Raw genomic sequence first — 14,435 nt, 5'->3', positions numbered from 1 at the left:
CATGTACGCCGCGCTGTGGCGCATCCTGCCCGGACCGGTCTGGCTGCGCATCATCATCCTGCTGGTCCTCGTGGCCGTCGTGCTCTTCGTGCTCGTGACCTGGGCCTTCCCGTGGGTGGATTCGCTCTTGGGTCCGCAGGAAGGTACCGTGGGGCCGTGACCCGCGTACTCGTCATCGACAACTACGACAGCTTCGTCTACACGCTGAACGGCTACCTGCGGGAGCTCGGTGCGGAGACGGAGGTCGTGCGCAACGACGACATCGCCGTGGCCGACATTCCGGCCCGGCTCGCCGAGTACGACGCCGTGCTGGTCTCGCCCGGCCCGGGCAAGCCCGCGGACGCCGGAGTGTCGATCCCCGTCGTCGAGCAGGCGCTCGCGACCGGTCAGCCCCTCCTCGGCGTGTGCCTCGGTCATCAGGCGATCGCGGAGGCGTTCGGCGGCGTGGTCACCAACGCCGAGGAGCTGATGCACGGCAAGACCTCGCAGGTCGCCCACGACGACAGCACGCTCTTCGACGGCGTGCCCCAGCCCTTCACCGCGACGCGGTACCACTCGCTCGCGGTCGTCGACGGCACCCTCCCGGACACGCTCGTCGTCACGGCGCGCACCCCGGGCGGCGTCATCATGGCGCTGCAGCACCGTGACGCGCCGATCTACGGCGTGCAGTTCCACCCGGAGTCGGTCCTCACCGAGGGCGGCTACCGGATGCTGGGCAACTGGCTCGAGGTCGCCGGGCTCGCCGGCGCCGCCGAGGCTGCCCGCGCGCTGAACCCCCTGGTCAAGCTCGGCTGATCAGCCCGAGCAGTACGTCAGGTCGACCGAGGATCCCTGCGGCACGTCGCCGGGCGCCACGGACTGCGTGTGCACCAGCGGGGCCCCGCTGTCCTGCGGGCAGGAGGGATCCGGCTTCGGGTTCGCCGTGAGCCCCAGCTGGGACAGGATGCCCGTCGCGGCCTGGATGGTCTGACCCGTCAGATCGGCGAGGGTGACCTTGCCGCTCGAGATGGTGAGCGAGATCGGGTCGCCCTCGTGCGCTTTGCCGGTCGCATCCGGGTCCGTCGAGATCACGATGTTAGCGGCGACCGACGACGAGTTCTCCGTCGTGACCGGGCCGACGGTGAGCCCGGCGGCCGTGATCGCCGCCTTGGCCGCGTCGATCGTCATGTTGTGCACGTCGGGGACGGCGACGGTCTTCTTGCCGGTCGAGACGTAGAGGTTGATCGTGTCACCCGTCGCGACGACGATGCCGGAGCCCGGATCGCTGCGGATGATCTGGCCTTCGGGGTAGGTCGCGCTCGTCTCCGTGGTCTGCGTCCACTTGAGCTTCATCTTCTCGAGCGTGGCCGTCGCCTCGTCGACCGTCTGTCCCGCCAGAGCGGGAACCGTGCGAGAGGTCTCAGGCATGGTCGTGGTCGGAGCGAGCCGCAGCACCCACGCGAGCACCGCGACGATCACCACGGCCATGACGGCGATGCCGGCCCAGATCCAGATGACCGGAGGGCGGCGCTGCGTGCGCGTCATCGTCTGGTCCTCGGCGAGCTGGCGGAACGCCGCCTCCGGGCCGGATACCGAGCTCGGCGGGGCGCCGAACAGCGTCTCGGAGAGCTCGTCGCTCTCCTTGTGGACCGGTACGCGTCCGGCGGCCGCCTCTTCGAGGTCGGCGCGGAACTCCGCGACGGTCTGGTAGCGCTCGAAGCGGTCCTTGGTCAGCGCGCGGGCGACGACGACATCCATCGCCGGCGAGACCTTGGGGTTGAGCGTGCTCGGCGCGACCGCGGTCTCGCTCACGTGCTGGTAGGCGACCGCGACCGGGGTGTCGCCGCGGAACGGCGGCCGGCCGGCGAGCATCTCGAACAGCACCACACCGGTCGAGTAGAGGTCGGTGCGGGCGTCGACCGACTCGCCCTTCGCCTGCTCGGGCGAGAAGTAGCTGGCCGTGCCGAGCACGGCGGTGGTCTGCGCCACGGTCGCCGAGGAGTCGCTGATCGCGCGGGCGATGCCGAAGTCCATCACCTTGACCTGGCCGGCCTTGGTGATCATCACGTTGCCGGGCTTGATGTCGCGGTGCACGACGCCGGCGCGGTGCGAGTACTCGAGGGCGGTCAGGATGCCCTCGGTGATCCGCACGGCCTCCGATACCTCCAGCGGGCCCTTCTTGATGAGGTCCTTCAGCAGGATGCCGTCGACGAACTCCATCACGATGAACGGCAGCTGCGCCTCGTGGCCGTTGGGCTCGTGCACCGTCTCCTCGCCGGCGTCGAAGACGCGGACGATCGTCGGGTGCGCCATGCGCGCGGCCGCCTGCGCCTCCTGGCGGAACCGCGTGCGGAACGCGGGGTCGGTGGCGAGGGAAGGCTTCAGCAGCTTGATGGCGACGGTGCGGCCGAGCCGCGTGTCCGTGCCGCGGTGCACATCCGACATGCCACCGCGCCCGACCAGTTCGCCCAGCTGATATCGGCCTGCGAGCAGGCGGCTATCTGGGCTCAAAGCGGACTCCTTCTCGGGCGGTGGCTGTCGGATAGTGTATCGGGCTGTTTCTGAAGATCTCCCTCGTGCGGGGGTCAGACGAACAGGGTCAGCCGTTGCCGCCCGTGCCGCCGGAGCCACCCGGCGGGGTCGTGCTGCTCGGGTTGATCACGTAGTCGACGGTCGGGGACTGGCCGGACTCCACGGACTCGCCGCAGAAGATCGTGTACGAGAGCTTGTAGGTGCCGGCCGCGGTCGGCGACCAGACGGTCGTGTTGCCCGTGCCCGGGGTCTGCTGGGCGCCGTTCACGTAGAGCGCGCGACCCACCAGGTTCTGACCGGCGGGGCAGCCCGCCGACCCGAAGGTGACGGTGATCTGCGTGGCCGGGTTGGTGAGCGTCTGGGGCGACGACGGGTTGGCCGAGACGGTGTCGGTCGGCGTCGGGATGGACGCCACGTCGCCGTAGACCTGCACCGTGACGGTCGAGCCCTTCGGCACGGGGCCGGTCGGGTTGACGCGGTACACCGTGTTGACGGCGCCCTTCGACGTCGCGGGCGAGCCGGTCTGCACGTCCGCGACCATGCCGAGGCCCTGGAGCATCTGGCGCGCCTCGTCGGCGGTCTTGCCGAGGAACTCGCTCTCGGTGATCTGGGCCGTGTTCGCCGTCGGGGTCGGTGTCGGCGTCGTCGGCTTGGGCGTCGGCGTCTGGCTCGTGGTGGTCGTCGCCGTCGGCTTGGTGTTACTCGGCTGGGCGACCAGCGCGATGATCGTGCCGATCAGCACCAGCGCCAGCAGGGCGATGAGGGCGATCAGCGGCCACGTCCACGGGCTCCGCTTCTTCTCCTCGACCGGCTCGTCCGGCGTCTCCTCCGCGGCCTGCGCGGCGGCGGCCGACGGGAGCACGGTAGTGGCCTGCGTCGGCGAGCCTCCGGGAGACGGCATGAGCATCGTCGCGGCATCGGTCGCCGCGGCGCCGCCGAGGATGGCGGGGACCGAGGCGGCGGCAGCGCGTACGTCCCCGCGACGCAGGGCCTGCGCAGCACGCGCCAGGTGGGCCGCGGACGCCGGGCGGTCGGCCGGGTTCTTGGCGATGCAGGCGAAGACGAGGTTGCGCACCGGCTCGGCGACGGTGGCCGGCAGCTCGGGCGGAGCCTCGTTGATCTGCGCCATCGCGATGGCGACCTGCGACTCGCCCGTGAACGGGCGGCGGCCGGCGAGGCACTCGTACGCGACGATGCCGAGCGAGTAGATGTCGGTGGTGGGCGACGCGGGGTGGCCGGACGCCTGCTCCGGCGAGAGGTACTGCACCGTTCCCATGACCTGGCCGGTGGCGGTCAGCGGCACCTGGTCGGCGATGCGGGCGATGCCGAAGTCCGTGATCTTGACGCGGCCGTCCGGCGTGATCAGGAGGTTGCCCGGCTTGATGTCGCGGTGCACCAGGCCGGCCGCGTGCGCGGCGTGGAGCGCGGCGGCGGTCTGCGCGACGATGTCGAGCGTGCGGTCGGTGCTGAGAACGTGCTCGCGCTCGAGGATGCTCGAGAGCGCCTCGCCGGGGACGAGCTCCATCACGAGGAAGGCGCTGCCCTCCTCCTCGCCGTAGTCGTAGACGTTGGCGATGCCCTCGTGGTTGACGAGTGCGGCGTGGCGGGCCTCGGCGCGGAAGCGCTCGAGGAACCCGGGGTCGCCGAGGTACTCGTCCTTGAGGATCTTGATCGCCACCGTGCGGCCGATCACGAGGTCCGTGGCCTGCCACACCTCGCCCATGCCGCCGATCGCTATGCGCGACTGCAGCTCGTAACGTCCTCCGAAGGTGAGCCCTGCTGTGGGTCTCATTTATTCAGCACCGCCTCTAGTACTTTCTTCGCGATCGGCGCGGCGATGGAGTTACCCGTGCCGCTCTGACCTCGTCCACCGCCATTTTCAACGACTACTGCCACAGCGAACTGAGGATCGTTCGCCGGCGCGAAACCCGTGAACCAGAGCGTGTACGGCTCATCGTCGCCGTTCTGCGCCGTCCCCGTCTTCCCGCCGACCTGGACCCCACCTATTCTTGCATTGCTGGCCACGCCTTCATTGACGCCGTCGACCATCATCTGCTTGATCGTGTCGGCGTTCTCCTGGCTCATCGGCTGCGACAGCTCCTTCGCCTGGAAGCCTTCGATCGTCTGCAGATCCGACGAGCGGATCGAGTCGACCAGGTTCGGGTACATCAGCTTGCCGCCGTTCGCCACCGCGGCCGACACCATCGCCATCTGCAACGGCGACGCCTTGTCGTCCTTCTGGCCGAACGAGCCGAGCGCGCGGTACGCGTCGTTCTCGTACAGCGGGTACACGCTCTTCTCGACCGGGATCGGGATCTTCAGCGCCTGGTTGAAGCCGAACTTGTCGGCCTGGTCCTTGATGACCTGCGGGTCCAGCTGCATCCCGAGCTCGGCGAACGGGATGTTGCACGAGAGGATCTGCGCCGTCGCGATGGACACGGTCTCGCCGGACCCGCACGTGGTCAGCGAGTCGTTCTTGACCACCGTCGGGGAGTCGGGGAGCTGGAGGGACGACGGGTTGGGCAGCTGGCTGTCCTTGGTGTACTTGCCGGTGCCGAAGGCGGTCGCGCTCATGACCGGCTTGAACGTCGATCCGGGCGGGTTGAGGTTGCCGCCGATGGTGCGGTTGATCAGCGGGTCGCCGGAGGCGTCGAGGAGCTGCTGGTACGTCGCGTTGACGGCCGCGGTGTCGTGCGACGCGAGCACGTTCGGGTCGTAGTTCGGCTTGGAGACCATCGCGAGGATCCGGCCGGTCTTGGGCTCGAGCAGCACGACCGCGCCCTGGTAGTCGCCGAGGGCGTCCCAGGCGGCCTGCTGGGCGACCGGGTCGATGGTCGTCTCGACCGTCGCGCCCTGCGGGTTCTTGCCCGTGAGGATGGAGTTGATGCGGTCGAAGAACTGCGAGTTGGAGGTGCCGCTGAGCTGCTGGTCGAGCGCGCCCTCCAGCCCCGTCGCCTCGCCGTTGATCGGGTAGAAGCCGGTGACCGCGGAGTAGAGCGGGCCGTTGCTGTAGACGCGCTGCCACTTGTAGACGTCGTCGGACGGCACGGACTGGGCGATCGGCTGCCCGGCGACCAGGATGGCGCCGCGCTGGGCCGCGTAGCTGTCGTTGCGGGCGCGGGTGTTGCGGGCGTCCGCCGAGAGCGAGTCCGCCTGGAAGACGGTGAGGATGGAGGTCGACACCAGCAGGGCGACGAACATCGCCAGGACGATCGTGCTGACGCGTTTGATCTCGCGGTTCATGGGTTAGCTCACCACCAGACGGGGCTGATTGCGGACCGTATCCGACAGCCGCAGCAGCAGCGCGACGATGATCCAGTTGGCCACCAGCGAGGATCCGCCGGCGGCGAGGAACGGGGTGGTCAGTCCGGTCAGCGGGATGACGCGGGTGACGCCGCCGATCACGATGAAGCACTGCAGGCCGACGGTGAACGCGAGACCCACCGCGAGCAGCTTGCCGAAGTCGTCCTGCCCGGCGAAGCCGATGCGGAGGCCGCGGGCGACGAAGACCAGGTAGAGGGCGAAGATCGCGAACAGGCCGGCGAGGCCGAGCTCCTCGCCGAGGCTCGCGATGATGTAGTCGCTCTGGGAGACCGGGGTGACCCACGGCTGGCCCTGGCCGAGGCCGGTGCCGATGAGGCCGCCGTGCGCCAGCCCGAAGAGCCCCTGCACCAGCTGGAAGCTGCCGCCGTCGGCGTCGTAGACCTTCTGCGCGAACGGGTTGAGCCAGTTCTCGAACCGGTCGTGCACGTAGACGAGCACCTGGCTGGCGACGATCGCGCCGCCGACGATGAGCAGGACGCCGAGGATGACCCAGCTGATGCGGGCGGTCGCGACGTACAGCATCACGAGGAACAGGCCGAAGATCAGCAGTCCGGTGCCGAGGTCGCGCTGGAAGACGATCACGGCCATCGACATCAGCCAGACGATGAGGATGGGGCCGAGGTCCCTGGCGCGCGGGAAGCGGATGCCGAGGAACTTCTTGCCGACCATCGACAGCGAGTCGCGGGCCTGCACGAGGTAGCCGGCGAAGAAGATCGCGAGGCACAGCTTGGCGATCTCGCCGGGCTGGAAGCTGAACGGGCCGATCCCGATCCAGACCCGCGCGCCGTAGATCTCCTTGCCGATGCCCGGGAGCATCGGCAGCAGCAGGAGGATGAGCGCCGCGAAGCCGAAGATGTACGTGTACCGCTGCAGCACGCGGTGGTTGCGGATCGCGATGATGACCGCGAGGGCGCAGACGATCGCGATCGCCGTCCAGGCGATCTGCTTGACACCGGCGCTGTCCCATCCGGAATCGCCGTAGTGGATGTCGATGCGGTAGATCTCGGCGATGCCGATGCCGGTCAGCACCGTGGCGATCGGGAGCAGGAACGGGTCGGCCTGCGGGGCCACGAACCGGAGCGCGATGTGCATCCCGATCACCAGCACCGAGAGCCCCGCGCCGAGGTAGACGAGGGTGAGGTCCACGTGGCCGAGCGCGCCGAGCTGCACGAGGACCACGGCCGCCGCGTTGATGGCGCACGCGATGAGGAGCAGGAACAGCTCGAGGTTGCGCAGCTTGGCGGGCAGCCGCAGCCGCTTGATCGGGCCGGTGGCGGCCTTGGAGGCGGCCCTGGCGGCCGAGCGGGACTCCGCGACGCTACTGTTTGACGGCATCGCTCAACTGCTCCACGATCGATCGGGCGGCCGTGAGGTCGTCCGCGTTGATGGTCTGCTTCACGAGCTGCTTGTCGTAGGCCGGGAGGTCGTTCACCGCGACCGGGGTCTCCTCGTAGACGTGGGAGAGGCTGATCGGCCCGAGATCCTGCTGGACCCCCTGGAAGATGGCGACCTTGCCGGTGGAGGAGGCGCCGACGAAGTAGCGCGACTGGGTCCACTGGTACCCGATGAAGGCCGCGGCCACGATCGCCAGCACGAGGACGACGAGGCCGACCATCCACGTGACGCGACGCCGGCGGGCGCGACGGGCGTCCTCCTCGATGAGCTCGTCGAGGTAGTCCTCGGACTGCGGCTCGAAGTGGGTCGGACCGGAGGAGGGGCGCACGGGGTGCAGGCGCAGGGTCGGCAGCCGCGAGGGGCGGGTCGCGGGCTTGGGCTCGCCGAACTGGAGCGGGGCGGCGGCCGAGCCGACCGTCACCGGGTCCTTCACGACGTCGCCGGGAGTGACGTCCGCGATGTCGAGGATGACGACGGTCACGTTGTCGGGGGCGCCGGCGTCGAGGCTCTGCTTGAGCAGCTTCTCCGCGACCTGCTTCGGCGCGTCGCGCGTCGCCAGCGCGGCCTGGAGCTCGTCGTTCTTGACCACGCCGCTGAGACCGTCGGAGCAGATCAGCCAGCGGTCGCCCGGGCGGGTGTCGAGCACCCAGGTGTCGATCTCGGGGGAGGCGTCCACATCCCCCAGCACCCGCATCAGCACGGAGCGGCGCGGGTGGACCATCGCCTCCTCCTCGGTGATGCGGCCGCTGTCGACGAGGCGCTGCACGAAGGTGTGGTCGGTCGAGACCTGCTTGAGCTCGCCGTCGCGGAAGAGGTAGATGCGGGAGTCGCCGATGTGGGCGAGGGCGATCTGGTCGCCGACGCGGATCATCGCGCTGACCGTGGTGCCCATCCCGGTGAGCTCGGGATGCTCGAACACGGTCTCGGCGAGCAGCGAGTTCGCGGCGATCAGGGCGGACTGCAGGGCGAATTCGGCCTCGGTCGCCGAGGCGTACTCGGTGTCGGCCTCGCGGATGCGGTTGACCGCGATGGCGCTGGCGACGTCTCCGCCGGCGTGGCCGCCCATCCCGTCGGCGACGACGAACAGCCCGTGCCCCGCGTAGCCGGAGTCCTGGTTGTTCGATCGGATCTTGCCGACGTGCGAGAGCGCCGCCGCTCGGTTGGAGGTCGCCACGGCTACCGTCGCAGCTCGAAGGTGGTCGTCCCGATCTTGATCGGGGTGTCGAGCGGGACCTGGGTCGGGACGGTGACCCGGCGGCCGTCGAGGAACGTGCCGTTGGTGGAGTCCAGATCCTGGATCATCCACTCGTCGTTCCAGAGGAGCAGCCGGGCGTGGTGGGTGGAGGTGTAGTCGTCGCGGATGACCAGTCCGGACTCGCTGGAGCGGCCGATCGTGATGGGGTCGCGGCCGAGGGAGAGCTCGGTGCCGGCGCGCGGGCCGGACGTGATGACGAGGCGGTGGGCGGTCTGCACGCTCGCGTTCGTCCCGCCGCTGACGGTGTTCGCACCGGAGGGGAGGTTGGAGACGGGTGCGTGGCGCTGGACCGGCTCGGTGACGGCGGCCGCGGCGGCTGCTCCCGCCGCCGGGGGAGCGGGTGCGGCGGACGCGGGGAACGGCGAGGGCGGCGTCGCCGCGGCTTGGGCCTCGGGGAGCTTGCGGACGCGCTGCCCGAACAGGTCGGTGCGCAGGGCGTAGACGATACCGAAGACGAACAGCCAGAGCAGCAGCAGGAAGCCGAACCGCAGAACCAGCAGCGTCAGCTCGCTCGGGTTCACGAGGTGCTCCAGAAGTTGCCCGCGTCGTGGCGGCGGGTCGTGTCGTCGACGGGCGCCTGCGGCCGGCTCGGCGCGGCCTGCGGCAGCACGCGGAACACGATGCGGGTGCGGCCGATCGTCACCACGGACTCCGGCTCGAGGATGCCCTTGCGCACCGGCTCGCCGTTCAGCTTGGAGCCGTTCGTGGAGCCGAGGTCCTCGACCTGGGCGCGGTGGCCGTCCCACGTGATCATCACGTGCCGGCGCGAGATGCCCGTGTCGTCGACGGTGATGTCGGCGTCGCCGCCGCGGCCGACGACCGTGCGGGCGCGGGTGATCGGGTAGTGGGTGCCGTTGATGTCGAGCACCGGGGTCCAGGCGACGTCGCCCTTCACGTTCTCGGAGTCGACCTGCAGCATCCCCACCGAGATGTCCTCGTCCTGCGCCAGCTCGATCGAGATGCCCCCGGCGAACTGGTAGTGCTGAGCCGTCGCGTGCTTCTGCACGAACGTGATCAGCTCGTCCGTCAGCGCGGCGCCCATGGAATGCATGCGCTGGTAGTCGGCGGGCGACATCCGCAGCACGAACCGGTTGGGCGCGAGCACCCGGTCACGGGCCACGACGGCGGCCTTCGTGTCGAGCTCCTTGCGCAGCGCGCTGGTGAGCTCGACCGGCTGCAGACCGGAACGGAAGGTCTTCGCGAACGCGCCATTGACAGCGCGCTCGAGCCCCCGCTCGAAGTTGTCCAGTATGCCCACAGTCTCCCGCTCCCGGCTCGCCAGCTACATGCATGTTAGTCGGAACCCTTGCGAAGAGGCCTCCCGGCGCCTGACCGTCCGGTGAAGATACACCCCACGATGGAGGCGCGCGAGCCCCCCGGACACTCCTCGTCGGTGGGCCGAACGCCCCGGATTCGTGGTCGGGACGGCTGCCGTGTTAGTCTTCCTTGGTTCGCGCGAGTGGCGGAATTGGCAGACGCGCTGGCTTCAGGTGCCAGTGCTCGAAAGGGCGTGGGGGTTCAAGTCCCCCCTCGCGCACGAACGAAGGGCCGGTACGACGGAAACGTCGGACCGGCCCTTCTTGTCGTCCTCGTGTCATCGCTGCGGCGTGTCGGAGGCTGAGCCCCGCTCCGCTACTCCGCCAGGTTGGTGCTGATCGCGTCGAGGGCGAGGCTCTTGGCGCGGGCGGCGGATTCGCCGAGGCGGTCGGTGGTGGCGGCGACGAGGCCTTCGATGAGGATGGCCTGGGGGAGGCGCGAGGCGAGGGTGATCTCGTCGCGGAAGGTCAGGTCGGGCATCGTGACGACGAGGGCCAGAGTGGCGGCCAGGGCGATCGGGCTGCGGCCGAAGGCGGTGACGGCGATCACGTCCGCGCCGGCGGCGTTCGCGGCGGCGACGGTGCGGAGGGTGACGGCGTTGGAGCCGCTGCCGCTGATGACGAGCAGGAGGTCGCCCGGCTGGAGGAGGCGGGCGGTGATCTGCTGGCCGATGACGTCGGACTGGGCCTCAGCGGCGCGGCCGATGCTGGTCAGGCGGGCGGCGGCGTCCCAGGCGAGCGGGGCCGAGAGGCCGTTGCCGACCACGACGACGCGGCGGGCGCCGGCGAGCAGGGTGACGGCCTGCTCGATCGACTCGGGGTCGAGGAGGGCGAGCATGTCGGAGACACGGTCCGCCAGCTGGGTGAAGGTGTGCGCGACGATGCCGGCGGCTCCGGTGGGGGAGGCGGCGGCCGACGCGGGCAGGGCGGCCGCATCCCGGGCGAGGAGCACGCGCAGCTGCTGGTAGCCGGTGAAGCCGAGGCTCTGGCAGGTGCGCACGACGGTGGCGCGCGAGGCGCCGGAGAGGTCCGCGACCTGCTGGGAGCTGAGCTCGACGATCTCGGCCGAGCGCTCGAGCAGCACGGCGGCGACGGCGCGCTCGGTCGGCAGCAGGGAGGGCAGGAGGCTGCGGATCGTCGCGATGACGGCGCCGGGGCGCTGCTCGCCGGGGCGCTGCGGTTCCGTGGCCTTCGGCTCGCTCATGCGCCGCTCCCGGCGGCCGCGGCGATGCGCTCGACCTCCGCGGCGTCGAGGTCGAAGATCTCGACGCCGTCCTCCGGGCCGGGGGCGGGGAGGAAGAGGGCCTGGGGGTCGCCCGCGACCGGGAGGTCGATGACGGCGAACCCCGAGCCGGTCACGGCGCGCTCGGTGCCGGCCGGCGCGATCGGGTCGGAGCTGTTCGCGACGGCCGGGGCGACGACCACGGGGATGCCCCGGGCCGACGCGGCGAGGGCGTGGTGGTAGTGGCCGCCGACGATGAGGCGCACGTCGCCGGCGGCGCAGACGTCGAGCAGGGCCTCCGGGTTGCTCAGTTCCAGCGCGGCGAGCAGGGCGCTCGCCGCGGGGACCGGCGGGTGGTGCAGCGCGACCACGGTGCCGTGCGGAGCGGGGACGGCCAGGATCTCGGCCAGGCGCTCGAGCTGCGCGGAATCGAGGGCGCCGTACCCGGCTCCGGGGACGGAGGTGTCGAGCGTCACGATGCGGAATCCGGGACGGAGGGTGACCGTCTCGCGGGCGCCGAGCACTGCCTCGAAGCCGGTGCGGAGGTCGTGGTTGCCCATCGCGTACACGAGTTCGGCGCCGCGGTCGGCGGCGAAGGGGGCGAGACGCGACGCGAGCAGCCGATAGCTCTCCTCCCCGCCGTCGTCGGAGAGGTCGCCGGTGGCGACGACCGCATCGATCGCGTCGAGCGCGGCCGCCCGGGCGAGCGTGCGCTCCAGAGCCGCCAGGGTGTCCACCCGGCCGTAGTGCAGGCTGCCGTCGCTGAACAGATGGGTGTCGCTCAGGTGCAGGATGCGGAGGCCGGCGGGCGTCTCGGCGAGGGTCACGAGGTCACCCTACTGGCTCGGCGGCGCAGCGCGGAGACGACGGGGAGCTCCCATCGGCCGGCGATGATGCGGTGCCGCACCATGCCTGACAGCTGGTCGATGACCATCGTGACGACGACGACCACGAGCATCAGGATGCCGACGACGTCCCACACGCGGAACTGGATGTTGTCGATCAGCATCTTGCCGATGCCGCCGGCGCCGATGAGGCCCAGGATGGCGGACGCGCGCACGTTGATCTCGAAGCGGTACAGCCAGAACGCGAGCACGTCGGGTTTCGCGCTCGGCCAGACGCCCCAGCGCATGATGCGCACGCGTGAGGCGCCGGCCGCGGTCGCGGCCTCGATGGGGCCGCGGTCGACCGACTCGAAGCTCTCGTAGCCCCACTTGCCGAGGGTGCCGATGGAGCCGATCGCGATGGCCAGGGCGCCGGTGTAGGCGGTCAGGCCGGTGACGGACAGCATGAGCACCGCGATCACGACCTCCGGAACCGCGCGCAGCACGGCGAAGAGGGCGCGGAGGGGCCAGCGGACGAACGCCGGGGTGAGCCCGCGGGTCGCGAGGAGGCTGAGCGGGAAGGAGACGATCACGCCGAGCACGGTGCCGAACCAGGCCATGGCGACCGAGAGCATCGTGGCCGAGAGGGCGTCCGGGAGCTTGGACCACGCCGGCGGCAGGAACATCAGCCCGAGGTAGTGCGCGAGTTTCTGCGGCAGCTGCAGGAGGGCGTCCCACGAGATGTCGACGCCCCAGAAGGCGGCGACCACGACGACGGTGACGACGACCCACACGATCGCGCGACCGATGCGCAGTGGACGCTTCGGCCGCTCCTGGCCGGGCCGGTGGGGTGTGCCCGTCGCGGAGCGGGGTGCAGCGCCGGAAGCGGCGCCGGTGTCGGTGAGGGCGGTCATCGGAGCAGCCTCCTGCGGGCGAAGGAGCTGAGCAGTTCGAGCAGCACGACGAGCACCAGGACCTCCAGGATGATCATGCTCAGGTAGTGGTACTGGTAGAAGGTCCGCACCTTGTCGATCAGCATGCCGAGACCGCCGGCGCCGACGAGGCCGATGACGGTCGAGGCGCGGATGTTCAGCTCCAGCACGTAGATCGTCTGGGAGAGGTACGTGGGTGCGACCTCCGGCACCATCGCGGCCCGGTTGGCGCGGAACCACGTGGCGCCCGAGGCGAGCGCGGCCTCCTGCCCGCCGCGGTCGAGGCCCTCGAGGGCCTCCGACACGAGCTTCACCAGGATGCCCACGTTGAACAGCACGAGGGCGAGGATGCCCGAGAGCGCACCGGTGCCGACGACGGTGACGAACAGGGACGCGTAGAGGAGGTCGGGCACGCTGCGCACGATGTTCATCACGAACCGCACGACGCCGAGCACCGGGCCGTTGGGGTTCGTCGCGCGCGAGGCGAGGAACGACAGCGGCAGTGCGATCACCACGCTGACCGCCGTGGCGATGACCGCCATCTGGACGGTCTGCAGCAGGGCCGGGAGGGTCTCCGGGAAGAAGGAGTAGTCCGGCTGGAAGAGCTGGACGAACGTGTTCGAGGCGTTCTGCGCGTTGGCGAACAGCGCCCCGACGTCGACCTGCACCGCGAACGCCGACCAGACGGTGATGCCCGCGATGACGACGACCGCGATGAGCGTCTTCCAGCCGGTGCGCGGTCGCGCGGGACGGAGCGAGCCGGGTGCGGTCGTCACAGCTGCACCGTCGGTGCGTCGAGCACGTCGTCAGCGGTGAGCGAGCGGCCGTAGATGGACTCGAACACGCCCTCGTCCGCGTCGGCTCCGATGCCGTCGAAGACGATCTCCCCGCTGCGGAGGCCGATGAGGCGGGACCCGTAGCGGCGCGCGAGGTCGAGGAAGTGCAGGTTGACCACGACCGTGATGCCCAGCTCGGCGTTGATGCGCTGCAGGTCGCGCATCACGACGTGCGACGTGGGCGGGTCGAGGGAGGCCACCGGCTCGTCGGCGAGGATGACCTTGGGACGCTGGGCGAGCGTGCGCGCGATGGCGACGCGCTGCTGCTGGCCGCCGGAGAGCTCGGCGGCGCTGGAGTACGCCTTGGGCACGATCTCCACGCGCTCGAGCGCCTGCATGGCGAGCTCGACGTCGTCCTTGGCCCAGGCGCCGAGCAGGGCGCGCCAGGCGGAGGTGTGGTAGAGCCGGCCCATGAGCACGTTGTTGAGCACCGTCGTGCGCTTGGCCAGGTTGAAGCTCTGGAAGACCATGCCGACGTCGCTGCGCAGCGCGCGCAGCTGACGGCCGCGCAGCCCGCGGAGGCGCGCGTCGCCGACGGTGATCTCGCCCGAGGTGATCGGCACGAGCCCGTTGATGGTGCGGATGAGCGTCGACTTGCCCGCGCCCGAGAGGCCGACGACGGCGGCCATCTCGCCCGGGGCGATGTCGAGGTTCACGTCGCGCAGACCGACGTAGCCGTTGGGGTAGGTGACCCCGACGTTCTCGAACCGGACGCCGGCGCCGGTGGATGCGGCGGTGGATGTGGTCACTTCTCTCCCTCTTCTCCTACTTCGTGCGTCGTGCGGAAGACCCCGCCGGCGCGCGGGGCGCCGGCGGGGTC

General features: G+C 70.4%; 14 protein-coding genes and 1 tRNA gene. 3 read left to right on the top strand and 12 right to left on the bottom strand.

Translation table 11 applies throughout. The features are described 5' to 3' along the window. The first annotated feature begins 1 nt into the window (after position 1). Complete coding sequence (locus BGO91_RS02290) at positions 2 to 160, top strand: hypothetical protein (RefSeq protein ID WP_290471262.1); 159 nt, start codon at positions 2 to 4, stop codon at positions 158 to 160. Further along, positions 157 to 795, top strand: a complete 639-nt coding sequence (locus BGO91_RS02285) for an aminodeoxychorismate/anthranilate synthase component II (protein ID WP_290471261.1) — start codon at positions 157 to 159, stop codon at positions 793 to 795. The genes BGO91_RS02290 and BGO91_RS02285 overlap by 4 nt, the downstream gene beginning before the upstream one ends. On the opposite strand, the gene pknB is transcribed toward BGO91_RS02285, so the two are convergent. From pknB to BGO91_RS02250, 7 genes are all read right to left on the bottom strand, one after another. Beyond that, positions 796 to 2,490: a Stk1 family PASTA domain-containing Ser/Thr kinase gene (gene pknB / locus BGO91_RS02280; RefSeq protein WP_290471260.1), complete on the bottom strand. Its 1,695-nt coding sequence runs from the start codon at positions 2,488 to 2,490 to the stop codon at positions 796 to 798. Positions 2,491 to 2,578: 88 nt separating this feature from the next. Then, the gene (locus BGO91_RS02275; RefSeq protein WP_290471259.1) at positions 2,579 to 4,303 is read right to left on the bottom strand and encodes a serine/threonine-protein kinase; all 1,725 of its coding nucleotides are present in this window, start codon (positions 4,301 to 4,303) and stop codon (positions 2,579 to 2,581) included. After that, complete coding sequence (locus BGO91_RS02270; protein WP_290471258.1) at positions 4,300 to 5,754, bottom strand: penicillin-binding protein 2; 1,455 nt, start codon at positions 5,752 to 5,754, stop codon at positions 4,300 to 4,302. Before BGO91_RS02270 ends, BGO91_RS02275 begins: the two co-directional genes overlap by 4 nt. A 3-nt stretch (positions 5,755 to 5,757) precedes the next feature. After that, the gene (locus tag BGO91_RS02265; protein ID WP_290471257.1) at positions 5,758 to 7,170 is read right to left on the bottom strand and encodes an FtsW/RodA/SpoVE family cell cycle protein; all 1,413 of its coding nucleotides are present in this window, start codon (positions 7,168 to 7,170) and stop codon (positions 5,758 to 5,760) included. Then, positions 7,154 to 8,404 (bottom strand): PP2C family serine/threonine-protein phosphatase, encoded by a 1,251-nt coding sequence (locus BGO91_RS02260; protein WP_290471256.1) that lies wholly within the window; start codon positions 8,402 to 8,404, stop codon positions 7,154 to 7,156. Before BGO91_RS02260 ends, BGO91_RS02265 begins: the two co-directional genes overlap by 17 nt. Positions 8,405 to 8,406: 2 nt before the next feature. Beyond that, positions 8,407 to 9,006, bottom strand: coding sequence for an FHA domain-containing protein (locus BGO91_RS02255; RefSeq protein WP_290471255.1), 600 nt, complete (start codon positions 9,004 to 9,006; stop codon positions 8,407 to 8,409). Next, positions 9,003 to 9,743, bottom strand: coding sequence for a DUF3662 and FHA domain-containing protein (locus BGO91_RS02250; protein ID WP_290471254.1), 741 nt, complete (start codon positions 9,741 to 9,743; stop codon positions 9,003 to 9,005). Before BGO91_RS02250 ends, BGO91_RS02255 begins: the two co-directional genes overlap by 4 nt. Before the next feature lie 195 nt (positions 9,744 to 9,938). On the opposite strand from BGO91_RS02250, the gene BGO91_RS02245 reads away from it, so the two are divergent. After that, a tRNA-Leu gene (locus tag BGO91_RS02245) sits at positions 9,939 to 10,022 on the top strand. A 95-nt stretch (positions 10,023 to 10,117) separates the two neighbouring features. Here BGO91_RS02245 and BGO91_RS02240 read toward each other — a convergent pair. Genes BGO91_RS02240 through phnC form a run of 5 tightly spaced genes read right to left on the bottom strand, consistent with a single transcriptional unit; the run spans position 10,118 to position 14,364 of the window. Beyond that, positions 10,118 to 11,005: a MurR/RpiR family transcriptional regulator gene (locus BGO91_RS02240; RefSeq protein WP_290471253.1), complete on the bottom strand. Its 888-nt coding sequence runs from the start codon at positions 11,003 to 11,005 to the stop codon at positions 10,118 to 10,120. Next, complete coding sequence (locus tag BGO91_RS02235; protein WP_290471252.1) at positions 11,002 to 11,850, bottom strand: metallophosphoesterase; 849 nt, start codon at positions 11,848 to 11,850, stop codon at positions 11,002 to 11,004. The genes BGO91_RS02240 and BGO91_RS02235 overlap by 4 nt, the downstream gene beginning before the upstream one ends. Then, entirely contained in the window at positions 11,847 to 12,761 is a 915-nt protein-coding gene (phnE, locus tag BGO91_RS02230; RefSeq protein WP_290471251.1) for a phosphonate ABC transporter, permease protein PhnE, read from the bottom strand. Before phnE (BGO91_RS02230) ends, BGO91_RS02235 begins: the two co-directional genes overlap by 4 nt. Then, entirely contained in the window at positions 12,758 to 13,555 is a 798-nt protein-coding gene (gene phnE, locus BGO91_RS02225) for a phosphonate ABC transporter, permease protein PhnE (RefSeq protein ID WP_290471250.1), read from the bottom strand. Before phnE (BGO91_RS02225) ends, phnE (BGO91_RS02230) begins: the two co-directional genes overlap by 4 nt. Next, the gene (gene phnC, locus BGO91_RS02220; protein ID WP_290471249.1) at positions 13,552 to 14,364 is read right to left on the bottom strand and encodes a phosphonate ABC transporter ATP-binding protein; all 813 of its coding nucleotides are present in this window, start codon (positions 14,362 to 14,364) and stop codon (positions 13,552 to 13,554) included. Before phnC ends, phnE (BGO91_RS02225) begins: the two co-directional genes overlap by 4 nt. Positions 14,365 to 14,435 lie beyond the last annotated feature (71 nt).

The organism is Leifsonia sp. 71-9 (genome assembly GCF_001898805.1).
Taxonomy (GTDB): domain Bacteria; phylum Actinomycetota; class Actinomycetes; order Actinomycetales; family Microbacteriaceae; genus Leifsonia.
This window is presented reverse-complemented; position numbering and strand designations above follow the sequence as displayed.

What these genes read in the sequence shown, in the direction of transcription:
- BGO91_RS02290 (WP_290471262.1), top strand. Translation starts at nt 2, where the DNA reads ATGTACGCCGCGCTGTGGCGCATCCTGCCCGGACCGGTCTGGCTGCGC.
- BGO91_RS02275 (WP_290471259.1), bottom strand. Translation starts at nt 4,303, where the DNA reads ATGAGACCCACAGCAGGGCTCACCTTCGGAGGACGTTACGAGCTGCAG.
- BGO91_RS02270 (WP_290471258.1), bottom strand. Translation starts at nt 5,754, where the DNA reads ATGAACCGCGAGATCAAACGCGTCAGCACGATCGTCCTGGCGATGTTC.
- BGO91_RS02265 (WP_290471257.1), bottom strand. Translation starts at nt 7,170, where the DNA reads ATGCCGTCAAACAGTAGCGTCGCGGAGTCCCGCTCGGCCGCCAGGGCC.
- BGO91_RS02240 (WP_290471253.1), bottom strand. Translation starts at nt 11,005, where the DNA reads ATGAGCGAGCCGAAGGCCACGGAACCGCAGCGCCCCGGCGAGCAGCGC.
- phnE (WP_290471251.1), bottom strand. Translation starts at nt 12,761, where the DNA reads ATGACCGCCCTCACCGACACCGGCGCCGCTTCCGGCGCTGCACCCCGC.